The sequence below is a fragment of the uncultured Tateyamaria sp. genome (assembly GCF_947503705.1).
GTDB lineage: Bacteria > Pseudomonadota > Alphaproteobacteria > Rhodobacterales > Rhodobacteraceae > Tateyamaria.
In genome coordinates, this window is record NZ_CANNES010000001.1 from 505,698 (window position 1) to 520,219 (window position 14,522).

A 14,522-nucleotide genomic window follows, 5' to 3' on the forward strand; every position below is an offset into this window, starting at 1 on the left:
ACGCGGCATCAGCCCGAGGACATGCCATGACCGTCACGCCCATGATGGCGCAATATCTTGAGATCAAGGCCGCCCACGAGGGCGCGCTGCTGTTCTACCGGATGGGCGATTTCTACGAGATGTTTTTTGACGACGCGGTCGCAGCGGCCGAGGCGTTGGATATTGCCCTGACCAAACGGGGCAAACATGACGGCGACGATATCCCGATGTGCGGCGTGCCCGTACATGCCGCCGAAGGTTATTTGCTGACCCTGATCCGCAAGGGTTTCCGCGTCGCTGTCTGCGAACAGATGGAAAGCCCGGCTGAGGCGAAAAAGCGTGGATACAAGTCTATCGTCAAACGCGATGTGGTTCGGCTGGTGACACCTGGCACGCTGACAGAGGATTCCCTGCTCGAGGCGCGCCGCCATAACTTCCTCGCCGCCTTTGCCGAGGTGCGCGGTGATTGTGCCTTGGCTTGGGTCGATATCTCGACCGGTGAGTTTCGGGTCATGGCGCTGGATCTTGCCTTGTTAGGGCCTGAATTGGCGCGGCTTGCCCCCTCTGAACTGATCGTGGCGGACAATAAGGAAAGTGAGTTGCGCCCCGTTGTCGAGGATTTCGGCATTTCGCTCACACCACTGGGGCGCGCCGCTTTTGACAGCGCCGGGGGCAGTGACAAACTGTGCGCCTTGTTCAAAGTGGCCGCTCTCGACGGCTTTGGCACCTTTGACCGGGCCGAGATCGGGGCCATGGGCGCGTTGATCGACTATCTGGACATGACGCAAAAAGGCAAACTGCCCCTGCTGCGTCCCCCACAGCAAGACAGCCAGGCCAAAACGGTTCAAATCGATGCCGCAACGCGTCGCAATCTTGAACTGACATCGGCTCTGTCCGGTGGCCGGGCCGGATCGCTCTTGGCCGTGATGGATCATACTGTAACATCGGCAGGGGCAAGGTTGTTGGAGCGCCGTTTGTCGTCCCCTTCCCGCGCATTAGACACTGTTTCAGAGCGCCTTGAAGCAGTGGAATATGCTGTCGCCATTTCAAGTTTCACCCAATCCATTAGATCCGCCATGCGCAGCGTCCCAGACATGGACAGGGCGCTTTCGCGGCTATCGCTCGACCGTGGCGGGCCGCGCGACATGGCCGCGTTGCGCAATGGATTGACCCAAGCTCAAACCCTGCATGACACCGCGCCGAGCGACTTACCTGACCTCCTGTCAAAGGCATTCGGCGATCTGGACGGGCACGCCGTGCTGATTGACCGCCTTGAAACGATGCTGGTGGCTGAACCCCCCCTTTTGGCGCGCGATGGCGGTTTCATTGCGTCGGGCTGCGATGATGAGCTCGACGAGGCGCGCACCTTGCGGGACGAAGGGCGGTCGGTCATTGCGCAATATCAGCAGGAATATGCGGCTCTAACAAGTATTTCTTCGCTCAAAATCAAGCACAACAATGTTCTGGGCTATTTCATTGAAGTCACCGCAACCCACGCGGACAAGATGATGTCGCAACCGCTCAGCGACACGTTCATTCACCGGCAAACCACAGCGAACCAGGTGCGCTTCACCACTGTTGAGTTATCCGAACTTGAGACCAAGATCCTGAATGCGGGCGGACGGGCCCTCGAAATTGAAAAGCGTCTCTATGAAGAGCTTCGGACCCTGATCACCGGCCACGCGGCACAAATTGCCCAAACCGCGCGCGCCCTCGCTGAGGTTGATTTGGCCACTGCCCTTGCCCACCTCGCCACGGCCGAGAACTGGTGTAAACCCGCGCTCGACACCTCTCGCGCATTCGAAATCGAGGGGGGCAGACACCCGGTGGTGGAAAAAGCACTGCGCAACCAGGATGGATCGCCCTTCATCGCCAATGATTGCAACCTTTCTGCGGATCAGACAGCCGCCGTCTGGCTGCTCACCGGCCCGAACATGGCGGGTAAATCCACATTCCTGCGGCAAAATGCTCTGATCGCTATCCTGGCGCAAATGGGGAGCTACGTACCGGCAACCTCGGCGCATATCGGTCTGGTCAGTCAAATATTCAGCCGGGTGGGCGCATCCGATGATCTGGCCCGGGGGCGGTCGACCTTCATGGTCGAAATGGTCGAGACCGCCGCGATCCTGAACCAAGCAGACGACTGCGCCCTTGTCATCCTGGACGAGATTGGACGCGGCACCGCCACCTATGACGGTTTATCCATCGCTTGGGCCACACTGGAACATTTGCATGATGTGAACAAATCTCGCGCCCTGTTCGCCACGCACTACCACGAAATGACCGCGCTTGCCGCCAAACTGGACGGCGTCGAAAACGCAACGGTGACGGTCAAGGAATGGGATGGCGAAGTCATCTTCCTCCACGAGGTCAAACGGGGTGCCGCAGATCGGTCTTACGGTGTGCAGGTCGCTCAACTCGCGGGCCTGCCCCCAGCCGTTATCGCCCGGGCACGGATCGTTCTGGACGCATTGGAATCAGGTGAACGCGAAGGCGGTGTCGCACAAAAAACGCTTATCGACGACCTGCCGCTTTTCTCGGCCAGCCCTGCGCCGCCACCCGTCAAAACAGCCCCATCCCCTGCATTAGAGATGCTGAACGACATCCACCCGGACGACCTCACGCCCAAGGACGCGCTCAATCTGATCTACAAACTAAAAGACGCGGCCAAATCCTGACCGCGTCTTCATTGTTCCAAAAATACTCAAAAACTAGCTGGCAACCATCGACGACACACCAACCTGCGCAGGACGCAGCAACCGGTCGTGCAGCATGAAACCCTCAGCCGCGACCTGGATAATGTCACCGGCCTTGGTCCCTGGTACGGGTGCTTCAAACATTGCCTGATGATGCTGCGGATCAAAGGCATCACCAACCTCGGGCGCAATCACTTCGATCCCATGCTTTTTGAACACGTTCAAAAGCTCGCGCATGGTCAGCTCGACACCTTCCAATAGCGGCCCGGAGACTTCACGTTGCTCATCCGTCGCCGCCTCAAGCGCGCGCTTCATGTTGTCGTAGACGGGCAGCATATCACGGGCCAGCTTGGACCCGCCGTAATTCTCGGCCTCGCGCCGATCTTTGTCCGACCGTTTGCGCGCATTTTCGGCATCCGCCAACGCGCGCATGAAACGATCTTTCAGCTGATCACGCTCCGCGCGCAACTGTTCTAGCTCCAGCGCTTCATCATCAATCTCGGCCATGTCTTCGGCGAATTCCTCGTCCGCAGCCATATCAATATCATCAAGAAAATCGTCGTTCTTGGGCTCTGCCATGTTTCACCTTTCACTGCGGTCCGTCAGCATGCGCCCGACCAGCTGCGCTGTGTAATCCACAATCGGAACGATCCGTCCGTAGTTGAGCCGCGTAGGGCCAATCACACCAACCGCACCGATAATCTTTCGATCCGCGTTCATATAAGGGGAAACCACCAAAGAGGAACCCGAAAGTGAGAAAAGTTTGTTCTCTGAGCCGATAAAAATGCGCACGCCGTCGCCGTCCTGGGTAAGGTCCAGAAACTCGGCGATATCACGCTTGCGTTCCAGGTCGTCAAACAGGGTTCTGATGCGATCCAGGTCCTCAGTTTCCGTCGACGTGCTCAGCAAATTGGACCGACCCCGGACAATCAGGCGTTCAGGCGTGTCGCCCTCGCCCTCCCATGAGGCCAGACCGCTTTTGACCAGCGCGTGCGATAGCGAATCAATCTCCTGCCGCCGTTCGGCAATCTCCGTCTGTACGATGGTGCGCACCTCGGTCAGCGTCCGCCCCTCGATCACGGCATTCAGGAAGTTCGCCGCTTCGCGCATAGAGGACGGCGTTTGCCCGGGCGGCGGTTGAAACAGCCGGTTTTCCACATGCCCATCCGCGAAGACGAGAACAACCAAAGCCTGCTCCGGCCCCAGCGACACAAATTCCAGATGCTTGATCGGCGCCTCGTATTTCGGCGTCAAAACAAGCGAGGCGCCCTGGGTCACACCAGACAGGGCCGACCCGACGCGGTCCAGCAATCCGCCAATGTCGCGCTCGTTCGAGCCCAGCGTTGCGTCGATCTTTTCCCGATCCGATTCGTCCGGCACGCCCACCTCAAGCAGGCCATCGACAAACATGCGCAACCCTTGTTGCGTTGGAATACGCCCGGCACTGACATGCGGGCTGTCCAACAGGCCCATGAACTCAAGGTCCTGCATCACATTGCGGATGGTCGCAGCGCTCACGCTTTCGCTAAAATCGCGAGTGAGGGTGCGCGAACCTACGGGATCGCCGGTTGACAGATACCCTTCAACCACGCGGCGAAACACTTCGCGTGACCGGTCGTTCATCTCATCCAGCAATTTCTGCGTATCTGTCATCAACCCACTTAAAAGCCGTGAAAATCAAAGGTCAATCGGGGTTGCCACCAGCCCCACCCCAGCGGTATCCCGACACAGCAGCAAAAGGATACCCCCATGCGTCCCTCTGGAAGACAGTTAAGTGATATGCGTCCCGTTTCAATCGAAACCGGATTCACGAAACATGCCGAAGGGTCCGCCCTGATCAAGATGGGCGATACGCATGTGCTGTGCACCGCCACGATCGAGGATCGCGTGCCGCCCTTTATCAAAGGGTCTGGCCTTGGATGGGTAACCGCCGAATACGGTATGCTGCCCCGCGCAACGAACACCCGGATGCGCCGCGAGGCTGCGACGGGCAAGCAAGGTGGGCGCACCGTTGAAATTCAGCGTCTCATTGGCCGGTCCTTGCGCGCTGGTGTAGATCGGGTTGCCTTGGGCGAACGCCAGATCACCGTTGATTGCGATGTGCTGCAAGCCGATGGCGGCACCCGCTGTGCCTCAATCACCGGCGGTTGGGTGGCCCTGCGTCTGGCGGTGAACAAGCTGATGAAGGCAGGCGATGTAACAACTGATCCACTCATCTCTCCGGTTGCTGCCGTTTCCTGCGGCATCTATGCGGGTCAGCCCGTGCTTGATCTGGATTACCCCGAAGACAGTGAAGCCGGCGTTGACGGTAATTTCATCATGCTCGGCAACGGCCAGCTGATCGAAGTGCAGATGAGCGCTGAAGGCTCGACTTTTTCCCGCGATCAGATGAACCACCTGTTGGATCTGGCGGACAAAGGTGTTGGTGAACTGGTCGCGGCCCAGCAAGCGGCCAGCGCATGACACGCCGTTTCGAAGGCGACCGCATCCTGGTCGCCACCCACAACGCGGGCAAGCTCGAAGAGATGGAAGAACTCTTTGCCCCCTACGGCGTCAAGGTCGTGGGCGCGGCCGAGATGGACCTGCCCGAACCGGAAGAAACCGAAACCACATTCGTCGGAAACGCCCGGATCAAGGCATTGGCTGCGGTCCGGGCGACGGGCCTGCCTGCCCTGTCAGACGATTCCGGGATCGAAGTGGCCGCATTGGATGGCCGCCCCGGTGTCTACACCGCGGATTGGGCCGAAACACCAAACGGCCGCGACTTCATGATGGCGATGGAGCGGACACATCGCGAGCTTGAAGCCGTCAATGCCGAACATCCCCGCCACGCGCGGTTCTGCTCCACCCTCGTTCTGGCTTGGCCGGACGGGCACGAGGAAGTCTTTGAAGGTACGGTTGAAGGCACTCTGGTCTGGCCGGTGCGCGGCACGCTGGGTCACGGCTATGACCCGATGTTCCAGCCCGTGGGCCATGACCGCACATTCGCCGAGATGAGCCATGACGAGAAAAACGCGATCAGCCACCGCGCCGACAGCTTTAACAAACTGATCGCGGGCTGCTTTGGCTGAGGATTGGGAAAACGGGGGCTTTGGCCTCTATATCCATTGGCCGTTCTGTGCCGCCAAATGCCCTTATTGCGATTTCAACAGCCACGTGACGCGGTCAGTGGATCATCCCGCTTGGCGCGATGCCTATGTGTCAGAAATCAAACGGATGGGGTCAGAGACATCGGGGCGCGTGCTTCGTTCTGTTTTCTTTGGGGGCGGGACACCCAGCCTGATGGACCCCGCGACCGTTGGTGCGATCATGGAAACGGTGCATGCAACCTGGCCCATCGCAAACGATCTTGAGGTCACACTGGAGGCAAACCCAACGTCCGTCGAGGCGGCCAAGTTTGCCGACTTTCATCTGGCTGGCGTCAATCGTGTGTCCATGGGTATCCAGGCGCTGAACGATCTCGACCTTGCCGCTTTGGGTCGTCTGCATTCCGCCAACGAGGCATTGGCAGCATTTGATATTGCGCGGCGCGAATTTGATCGGGTCAGCTTTGATTTGATGTATGGGCGGCAAAACCAGTCTCTAACCGGGTGGGAAACCGAACTTTCGACCGCTTTGTCCCTCGGCCTCGATCACGTATCGCTTTATCAACTCACAGTCGAGAACGGGACCGCCTTTGGCGAGCGGTACAAGGCAGGCAAGCTGCGCGGTTTGCCGGACGAAGATTTATCGGCGGATATGTACGCGCTGACGCAAGAGATTTGCGAAGCCCATGGAATGCCCCGCTATGAGGTGTCGAACCACGCCACAGATGGCAACGCGTCACGACATAACCTGATCTATTGGCGCTATGGCGATTACGTGGGGATAGGCCCGGGTGCCCATGGACGGATCACGCGGCAGGGCAAACGATGGGCGACAGAACAGAAGCGGATGCCGACCGGGTGGTTGAGCGGCGAAGGCCGCGAAACGCGGGATGGACTGTCTGGCACGGATCAAGCCAGTGAATTTCTGCTCATGGGGCTGCGTCTGACCGAAGGTGTGGACATAAAACGCTATGAGACGTTGGCTGAACAGCCGTTAGATGAGGGCAAGCTGCAACATCTACAAGATATTGGTATGATCGTTCGCTCAGAAAGCAGAATTACTGTTACAGATCAAGGGTTTACCGTTTTGAATGGTGTTCTCAGAGAGTTGCTGTCAGCTTAACTGCTCAGCTTACGGCACAAATCATCCAACTGTTCCAAAGACGTGTAGTGCAGCGTGATCTGACCCGCCTCGCCATTTGGCTTATGAGTCAGTGAGACTTTCATCCCAGTCGCGGCCGACAGATCGCTTTCGAGCGCCTTGGTATCTGCATCCTTCTCGGCCGCGGCAGGTTTTGCCCCACCGCCAAAGATGTTTTTAGCGCCCTCAGCAGATTTCTTGACCAACGCCTCGGCGGCGCGTACCGACAGGCCGCCCGCGATGATCTTCTTTGCCAAAGCTTCTGGCTCATCCGCAGTGATCAATGCACGGGCGTGACCGGCGCTTAGATCGCCTTTGACCACATAGTCCTGAATGGATGCGGGCAAGTTCAAGAGACGCAAAAGGTTCGCAATGTGGCTGCGGCTTTTGCCAAGGGCTTCTGCCATCTTTTCCTGAGTATGGCCGAACTTTTCCATCAACTGGTGATAGCCTGCCGCCTCTTCGATGGGGTTCAGGTCAGCGCGCTGAATGTTTTCAATGATCGCAACTTCGAGAACTTCAGTATCGGTGAAATCACGCACAATGACCGGCAAACTGTGCAATTGCGCTTGTTGCGCCGCGCGCCAGCGGCGTTCACCAGCCACAATCTCGTATTCGTCGCCGACACGGCGAACGATCAAAGGCTGCAGGACACCCTTTTCCTTGATCGACGCCACCAGATCATCAAGCGGGGCCGCCTCGAACTGTTTTCGAGGCTGATCAGGGTTCGGGCGAATTTTCTCAATCGGGATCTGCTGGTCAAGCGGGATCGCGGAAGTATCAGTCGCCTGCGGTTCGTTCACATCCGCCATCAGTGCTGACAATCCGCGCCCAAGTCCTCGTTTCTTATCTCCGCTCGCCATGGCTTAGGCCCTCGCTGTGTTGTTATCGACCAATTCCTGCGCCAACTCGCGATAGGCAATCGCGCCCTTGGATGTCGTATCATAGTTTAAAACCGGCATTGCAAAAGACGGTGATTCACTGACGCGGACGTTGCGCGGGATACGCGTTTTAAAGACCACATCGCCAAGATTGTCCCGTGCGTCCTGTTCCACCTGCTGCGACAGGTTATTGCGCGCATCATACATCGTCAGGACAACACCTTCGATCCGCAGATCAGGATTGCCCGTTTGGCGTACTTCCCGAATGGTCAGCATCAATTGCGACAAGCCTTCGAGGGCAAAGAATTCGCTTTGCAATGGAACGAGGATCGAGTGTGACGCAATCATCGCGTTGACTGTCAAAAGGTTCAGGGACGGCGGGCAATCTATCAAGATGTAATCAAACGCGTATTCATCCATTTGCGGCTGGCGCAGGGCATCGTGGAGTAGAAAACTACGCTTTTCATTGGAAATCAGGTCAATATCAGCAGAACTGAGGTCCACCGTTGCGGGCACAATCGCGATGTTGTCAAAAGACGTCTTCAGAATGACATCCTTCAGATCAATGTCTTCCAGCAAGAGCTCATAGGTCGTGAACTCCCGTTCATCCATCTCGACGCCAAGTCCAGTCGATGCGTTGCCTTGGGGATCAAGATCAACGACCAAAACAGAATGCCCGATCTCTGCCAGAGCCGCGGCCAGGTTGATTGTTGTCGTGGTCTTGCCAACACCGCCTTTTTGGTTGGCAACCGAGATGATTTTGGGCCCTGGAGGACGCGTAGGATCAGGCACGTTCTATATCCCTTATTCTCAGGATGGCAGCATCTGGATTTGTCTTACTTGCTGTGACGTCATATGAAAACCACCAGTTTTTCCTGGCTTCTTCTATTTCGCTCGCCCACTTGCCGCCCTTCATAAAGACGGCTGTGCCACTGGGCGCAATATGGCGTTGGCTGTGCCCCAGAAGGTCAGACAAAGTGGCGAGAGCGCGGGCCGAGATAACATCGGCACCTTGCGGCTCCGCCTGCTCGATACGCTGCGCGATAATCGTCATCGGCATATCCAGCGTTCTCGCACATGTGCGCAAAAAGGTTGCTTTTCGCTGGTCGCTTTCAACCAGGGTCATATTGATGGCATCGCCCTGTCCCGCTGCCAGAATGGCAACGACGACACCGGGAAGGCCCCCTCCTGAACCCAGATCGGCCCATTTACCAGCAACTGGTTGATAAACTTGCGCAGAATCCCAGATATGTCGGTGCGCGGCGTCATCAATCGTGGACTTTGCAATCAGGTTGATCTTGCCAGTCCATTTGATCAGCAGGTCATGATAGGCGGAAAGCTTATCCAATGTTTCACGTGAAACATCGTGGGCGAACCAGTCTGGCGGATGCATCATGCGGTTTTCTTTTCCAAAAACCTGATCCGGCCCAGGATCAAGGCCAGCCCAGCAGGTGTCATTCCGTCAATCCGTCCAGCTTGAGCCAGGTCGGACGGCCGGACTTTTTCCAATTTGCCGGTCAACTCCGCCGATAACCCCGTCACATCCGCATAAGAGAAATCACTCGGAATGGCATGCTTTTCATCTTTACGCAGTTTTTCCACGTCTTGTTGCTGTCGCTGGATGTAATTCGCATAAAGCGCGTCGCGCGACAGCTGCTCCTGAATCTCAGGCTCCATCTCTTCCAGCGCTGCATCCAACCGCTTAACGTCATTGAACACAACATCGGGAAAGGCCAGCAGTTGGAACGCTGTCCGCCGTGTGCCGTCTTGGTTGATCCGGATCCCGGTCGCAGCAATTTCTTTGGGTGTGTAAGACGACCCGCTCAACAACGCGCGGCCATTTTCAAGCTTTTCTTTCTTTGTTTGGTACGACATCCGCCGCGCGTTCCCAACACAGCCAAGATCAACGCCGAATTCTGTCAAACGTTGATCTGCGTTGTCAGCCCGCAAAGACAGGCGAAATTCGGCGCGGGATGTAAACATGCGATAAGGTTCTGTCACACCACGGGTGGTAAGATCGTCGATCATCACCCCAATGTAACTTGTGTTCCGGCGGAAATGCACAACGTCCCCACCTTGGGCCATGCGCGCAGCGTTCAGTCCAGAAACAAGCCCTTGGGCCGCCGCTTCCTCATACCCGGTCGTCCCATTGATCTGTCCCGCAAGGTATAACCCGGGGATATCGCATAGGCTGAGGTCAGCGTTCAGCGCACGGGGGTCGACATAGTCATATTCAATCGCATAGCCCGGTTGAATGATCTTTGCTTGCTCAAGCCCGGCGATGGAATGAACGTAATCCTCTTGCACATCTTGAGGCAAAGAGGTGGAAATCCCGTTCGGATAAACCGTATGATCCTCCAGCCCTTCCGGCTCTAGAAATATTTGATGCGAATCCTTGTCGGCGAACCGCACAATTTTATCCTCAATCGAAGGACAGTAACGCGGCCCCACACCATCAATATGCCCTCCATACATCGCGGATCGTTCAAGATTTTCACGAATAATGTCATGGGTTTTCGCATTGGTATGCGTGATGCCACAGGCAACTTGCCGCAGTGCTGGCGCCTTGGACATAAAGGAAAACAAGACAGGTTCGTCATCGGCTTCCTGCACGCTCAACTGATCCCAGGCGATTGTGCGCCCATCAAGGCGCGGCGGCGTCCCTGTCTTCAGCCGACCAAGGGGCAGGCCAAAACTGTCGATCCGCTCGGCAAGCTTGGAAGACGCTTTGTCCCCCATGCGACCGCCGGAATAAGATGTATCACCAATATGGATAACGCCACGCAAGAATGTTCCTGTGGTCAGGATGACAGATTTCGCCGCAATCTCGGTCCCGTCGCCCAAAACAACACCAGCCACACGGTCACCTTGCATCAGGAAGTCAGTCACTTCCCCTACAATGATGGAGAGGCGCGGCGTGTTCTCCATGATGCTTTGCATTTCACGTTGGTAAACCTGGCGGTCTGCCTGTGTACGTGGACCTTGCACCGCCGGCCCTTTACGCCGGTTCAACAGACGGAACTGAATACCGGCAGCATCCGCGACGCGACCCATGACGCCATCCAGCGCGTCGATCTCGCGGACAAGGTGCCCCTTACCCAACCCGCCAATTGCCGGGTTACAGGACATGACGCCAATACCTTCAAGCTTCATCGTCACAAGGGCGGTATTTACGCCCATGCGCGCCGCCGCGTGGGCTGCCTCGCTGCCTGCGTGACCGCCACCAATGACGATGACATCGAATTGTTTCACGTGAAACACTCCATCATTTACCCAAGCAAAAGCTGGCGAAAATCTCGTCTAGCAGGTTTTCAACATCGACGCGACCGACCACCACTTCAAGGGATCGAACCGCCGTTCGTATCTCTTCTGCAGCAATATCATAAAGGGCCGGGCCGCTTTCAACACGGTCCATTGCCGCATCCAGATTGCTTAACGATTGGGACATCGCTTGTCTGTGCCGTTCGTGTGTGATCAGTCCCGCGGCCGCCGTCCGTTGCAGCAATTGCATTTCGAGATCAGAAACCAACTTCGCAATCCCCTGCCCCGTTTTACCAGAGACGGCGGCAGCATCGTCGCTGCGCTCATCTGCTTTGGGCGCGAGTATTATGTCGCCATCCAGAGGGGAGATCGGCAGACTTGTTCCCGGCTCTTGCAGGAAAATACGCAGATCTGCATCTCTTGCCCGAGCAATTGCACGCTCGATCCCTTGGGCTTCAATTTCATCCTGCCCGTCGCGCAGGCCGGCAGTATCCAAGAGCGTCACTGGTAGCCCTGCGATATCCATCCGCACTTCGATAACGTCGCGCGTTGTGCCCGCGATCTGCGAAGTGATTGCGGCCTCCCGTCGGGCAAGCGCATTCAGCAAAGTCGACTTGCCCGCATTGGGTGGACCAACGATCGCCACCTCGAACCCGGTGCGAATACGTTCCGCCGCGGAAAATCCCTTGAGCTGTTCCGCCACGTCCCGCCGAACTTGGCCCAGAAGGTCGCGTACCTCTGGCGTTACATCGACGGGTACATCTTCGTCCGCAAAATCAATTGTGGCTTCGATCAAAGCTGCGGCACGGATCAGCTTGCTGCGCCATTCTTCGATCCGGTTGCTCAGATCACCCGACATGCCGCGCAAGGCTTGTTGCCTCTGCGCCTCTGTCTCGGCTTCGATCAGATCGGCGAGCCCCTCAACTTGCGCCAGATCCATCTTGTTGTTCTCAAGGGCACGACGGGTAAATTCCCCCGGCTCTGCCATCCTGGCCGTACCCGCACCCAAGGTTTGCAGAACGGCTGCAACAACCGCGACGCTGCCATGCAGATGAAATTCTACGGTATCCTCACCGGTAAAACTCGCAGGGCCGTCAAATTTCAAAATGAGCGCATGATCCAACACGACGCCACCTGCACTTCGCAGATGCCGCAAGGCAGGCGCACGACCCCCCGGCAAGGCGCCACAGAGCACCTGTGCCACCTCAAAGGCCTCGGAGCCAGAAATACGGATAACAGCCACGCCAGCGCGGCCTTGCGCCGTTGCCAGCGCAAAAATCGTGTCCATCGGCATACCCTCAGGCAGGTATCAGGTGTTCATCGAGTCAAAGAATTCAGCGTTCGTTTTGGTCTGCTTCAGCTTGGAAATCAGGAACTCGATTGCGTCGGTCGTGCCCATCGGGTTCAGGATACGGCGCAGGACAAAGGTTTTGGCCAAGTCCGTCTTGTCGACCAAAAGATCCTCTTTCCGCGTACCAGACTTAAGAATGTCGATGGCAGGGAAGACGCGCTTGTCCGCAATCTTGCGATCCAGAACGATTTCCGAGTTACCAGTGCCCTTGAATTCTTCAAAGATCACCTCATCCATCCGGCTGCCGGTGTCGATCAGTGCGGTGGCGATGATGGTCAACGAGCCGCCTTCTTCGATATTCCGCGCGGCACCAAAGAAACGCTTGGGCCGTTGCAGGGCATTTGCATCCACACCACCGGTCAAAACCTTGCCCGAGGATGGAACAACAGTATTGAATGCTCTACCAAGTCTTGTGATCGAATCCAAAAGGATAACAACATCTCGTTTGTGTTCGACCAGACGCTTTGCCTTTTCAATGACCATTTCCGACACTGCCACGTGGCGCGTCGCGGGCTCATCAAAGGTCGAGCTGACAACCTCACCCTTAACCGAACGCTGCATGTCCGTGACTTCCTCGGGGCGTTCATCAATCAGCAGGACGATCAGGTAACATTCAGGATGGTTCTTTGCGATGCTTGTCGCAATGTTTTGCAGCAGAACCGTCTTACCCGTCCGCGGCGGGGCGACGATCAACGACCGCTGACCTTTACCAATCGGGGACACCAGATCGATGATCCGGGCCGAGCGGTCGCGCGTCGCAGGGTCATCAGTTTCCATCGTCAGGCGTTCATCGGGATAGAGCGGTGTGAGGTTATCAAAGGCGATCTTGTGTTTGACCCGCTCGGGATCTTCAAAGTTGATCCGGGTGGCATTGGTCAGTGCGAAATACCGTTCGGCATCGTCGGGGGCCTTGATTACGCCCTCAATCGTATCCCCCGTGCGCAACGAATACTGACGGATCATCTCGGGCGAAACATAGATATCATCAGGGCCGGGCAGATAGTTCGCCTCGGGCGAGCGAAGGAAGCCAAAGCCGTCCTGGAGAACCTCCAGCACGCCATCACCAGAAACCTCCCATCCCTCGTCCGCGCGTTCGCGCAGAATCTGGAACATCATCTCGCCTTTGCGCATGGTCGAGGCATTCTCGATCTCAAGCTCTTCGGCCATGTCCAACAGGTCTTTGGGGCTTTGTGCCTTCAGTTCGGCCAGGGCAAGACGTTCGGTGGTCTCGGTCATTTCTTCGGTCATATGGGAATACTCATAGCGCGCCAGAAAGCAGGCGCTGCGGTTCAGTCAGATGTGAATGCTGCTGCGGGTCCCGGACGGGGCGCATACAGCCAGATAGGCGTACCAACGCTGCGAGTCAACGATTTCAGAACTTGACCACCACTGACAGCACTATGAGTGCCATCAGGATCGTGGGCACCTCGTTCATCATCCGGTAGTTACGCCCCGACTTGATCGGACCGCCGGCGGCAAAGGCTTTGCGCTGCCCCACCAGCCAACCGTGAAAGCCGGACATGGCCAGAATACCCACCAGCTTGGTCCAGGGCCATACAGCGCCCCAATCGACCACACCGGGGATCAGGGCAAGGCATATGCCAAACACCCAGGTTGCGATCATAGCCGGGTTCATGATCACCTTGAGCAGCTTATATTCCATGGTCAGGAACAGGTCGTGCGTCTCACCGCCTAGCCCCACCTGTTCTGAGTGATAAACGTAAAGACGAGGCAGATAGAACAGCGCTGCCATCCAGGCGATGACGGACATGATATGGAATGCCTTGATCCACGGATAGAGGCTGATGATGAGATCAAACATGTTCGAGCGCCCTTGGTTCTCGCCCCCTATAAATAAATAAAGAAAAGAGAAAAAGGATGATGATTATGTAGAGGCCCGGATTTCTGTGGATTACCCTGTTATCCACGGATTACCCACAGTGTGGATTTCAATGGCCCTTTGGTGGGAAAATTGACCTGTATCCTTAAAAAATATATCGAAAACAACGTGTTGCAACAGTTTTTCAGCATCAATGATCTGAGTATTATTGTGGACAAGTTGGTATGGATTACTTTGTCCTCGAACGTGTTTTTATCCTTACTCAGATGGGACAAAATCAGGCGCAA

13 protein-coding genes are annotated in these 14,522 nt (G+C 56.6%); 4 read left to right on the plus strand and 9 right to left on the minus strand.

The window, feature by feature from the left end:
* The first annotated feature begins 26 nt into the window (after positions 1-26).
* Positions 27-2,657, plus strand: a complete 2,631-nt coding sequence (mutS, locus tag Q1A44_RS02505) for a DNA mismatch repair protein MutS (RefSeq protein ID WP_299619145.1) — start codon at positions 27-29, stop codon at positions 2,655-2,657.
* A gap of 33 nt (positions 2,658-2,690) precedes the next feature.
* On the opposite strand, the gene Q1A44_RS02510 is transcribed toward mutS, so the two are convergent.
* Both Q1A44_RS02510 and hrcA read right to left on the minus strand, forming a co-directional pair.
* Entirely contained in the window at positions 2,691-3,254 is a 564-nt protein-coding gene (locus Q1A44_RS02510; protein ID WP_299619148.1) for a nucleotide exchange factor GrpE, read from the minus strand.
* 3 nt (positions 3,255-3,257) lie between these two features.
* On the minus strand, positions 3,258-4,328 hold the full coding sequence (gene hrcA / locus Q1A44_RS02515) for a heat-inducible transcriptional repressor HrcA (protein ID WP_299619151.1): 1,071 nt from the start codon (positions 4,326-4,328) through the stop codon (positions 3,258-3,260).
* A 96-nt stretch (positions 4,329-4,424) separates the two neighbouring features.
* On the opposite strand from hrcA, the gene rph reads away from it, so the two are divergent.
* From rph to hemW, 3 genes are read left to right on the plus strand one after another with little or no spacing between them, the layout of a single operon-like run.
* Positions 4,425-5,138 carry a ribonuclease PH gene (gene rph, locus Q1A44_RS02520; protein WP_299619154.1) on the plus strand — a complete coding sequence of 238 codons (714 nt, stop codon included), beginning with the start codon at positions 4,425-4,427 and terminating at the stop codon, positions 5,136-5,138.
* On the plus strand, positions 5,135-5,746 hold the full coding sequence (gene rdgB, locus Q1A44_RS02525) for an RdgB/HAM1 family non-canonical purine NTP pyrophosphatase (protein ID WP_299619157.1): 612 nt from the start codon (positions 5,135-5,137) through the stop codon (positions 5,744-5,746). The genes rph and rdgB overlap by 4 nt, the downstream gene beginning before the upstream one ends.
* Positions 5,739-6,884: a radical SAM family heme chaperone HemW gene (gene hemW / locus Q1A44_RS02530; RefSeq protein WP_299619161.1), complete on the plus strand. Its 1,146-nt coding sequence runs from the start codon at positions 5,739-5,741 to the stop codon at positions 6,882-6,884. Before rdgB ends, hemW begins: the two co-directional genes overlap by 8 nt.
* On the opposite strand, the gene Q1A44_RS02535 is transcribed toward hemW, so the two are convergent.
* From Q1A44_RS02535 to Q1A44_RS02565, 7 genes are all read right to left on the minus strand, one after another.
* Positions 6,881-7,765 (minus strand): ParB/RepB/Spo0J family partition protein, encoded by an 885-nt coding sequence (locus tag Q1A44_RS02535; protein ID WP_299619165.1) that lies wholly within the window; start codon positions 7,763-7,765, stop codon positions 6,881-6,883. The two genes, hemW and Q1A44_RS02535, sit on opposite strands and share 4 nt — an antisense overlap.
* Before the next feature lie 3 nt (positions 7,766-7,768).
* Positions 7,769-8,575, minus strand: a complete 807-nt coding sequence (locus Q1A44_RS02540; RefSeq protein ID WP_299619168.1) for an AAA family ATPase — start codon at positions 8,573-8,575, stop codon at positions 7,769-7,771.
* Positions 8,568-9,179, minus strand: a complete 612-nt coding sequence (gene rsmG / locus Q1A44_RS02545) for a 16S rRNA (guanine(527)-N(7))-methyltransferase RsmG (RefSeq protein WP_299619171.1) — start codon at positions 9,177-9,179, stop codon at positions 8,568-8,570. The genes Q1A44_RS02540 and rsmG overlap by 8 nt, the downstream gene beginning before the upstream one ends.
* Positions 9,176-11,044 (minus strand): tRNA uridine-5-carboxymethylaminomethyl(34) synthesis enzyme MnmG, encoded by a 1,869-nt coding sequence (mnmG, locus tag Q1A44_RS02550; protein WP_299619174.1) that lies wholly within the window; start codon positions 11,042-11,044, stop codon positions 9,176-9,178. The genes rsmG and mnmG overlap by 4 nt, the downstream gene beginning before the upstream one ends.
* 4 nt (positions 11,045-11,048) lie before the next feature.
* Positions 11,049-12,332 (minus strand): tRNA uridine-5-carboxymethylaminomethyl(34) synthesis GTPase MnmE, encoded by a 1,284-nt coding sequence (mnmE, locus tag Q1A44_RS02555; protein WP_299619177.1) that lies wholly within the window; start codon positions 12,330-12,332, stop codon positions 11,049-11,051.
* Positions 12,333-12,353: 21 nt separating this feature from the next.
* Positions 12,354-13,631 carry a transcription termination factor Rho gene (rho, locus tag Q1A44_RS02560; protein ID WP_299619179.1) on the minus strand — a complete coding sequence of 426 codons (1,278 nt, stop codon included), beginning with the start codon at positions 13,629-13,631 and terminating at the stop codon, positions 12,354-12,356.
* 136 nt (positions 13,632-13,767) lie between these two features.
* Entirely contained in the window at positions 13,768-14,217 is a 450-nt protein-coding gene (locus tag Q1A44_RS02565) for a CopD family protein (protein WP_299619182.1), read from the minus strand.
* Between the last annotated feature and the right edge of the window lie 305 nt (positions 14,218-14,522).

Bases quoted from the DNA above. Each gene is read 5' to 3' on its own strand.
- mutS (WP_299619145.1), top strand. From the start codon at position 27: ATGACCGTCACGCCCATGATGGCGCAATATCTTGAGATCAAGGCCGCC.
- Q1A44_RS02510 (WP_299619148.1), bottom strand. From the start codon at position 3,254: ATGGCAGAGCCCAAGAACGACGATTTTCTTGATGATATTGATATGGCT.
- hrcA (WP_299619151.1), bottom strand. From the start codon at position 4,328: ATGACAGATACGCAGAAATTGCTGGATGAGATGAACGACCGGTCACGC.
- rph (WP_299619154.1), top strand. From the start codon at position 4,425: ATGCGTCCCTCTGGAAGACAGTTAAGTGATATGCGTCCCGTTTCAATC.
- rdgB (WP_299619157.1), top strand. From the start codon at position 5,135: ATGACACGCCGTTTCGAAGGCGACCGCATCCTGGTCGCCACCCACAAC.
- Q1A44_RS02535 (WP_299619165.1), bottom strand. From the start codon at position 7,765: ATGGCGAGCGGAGATAAGAAACGAGGACTTGGGCGCGGATTGTCAGCA.
- rsmG (WP_299619171.1), bottom strand. From the start codon at position 9,179: ATGATGCATCCGCCAGACTGGTTCGCCCACGATGTTTCACGTGAAACA.
- mnmE (WP_299619177.1), bottom strand. From the start codon at position 12,332: ATGGACACGATTTTTGCGCTGGCAACGGCGCAAGGCCGCGCTGGCGTG.
- rho (WP_299619179.1), bottom strand. From the start codon at position 13,631: ATGACCGAGACCACCGAACGTCTTGCCCTGGCCGAACTGAAGGCACAA.
- Q1A44_RS02565 (WP_299619182.1), bottom strand. From the start codon at position 14,217: ATGTTTGATCTCATCATCAGCCTCTATCCGTGGATCAAGGCATTCCAT.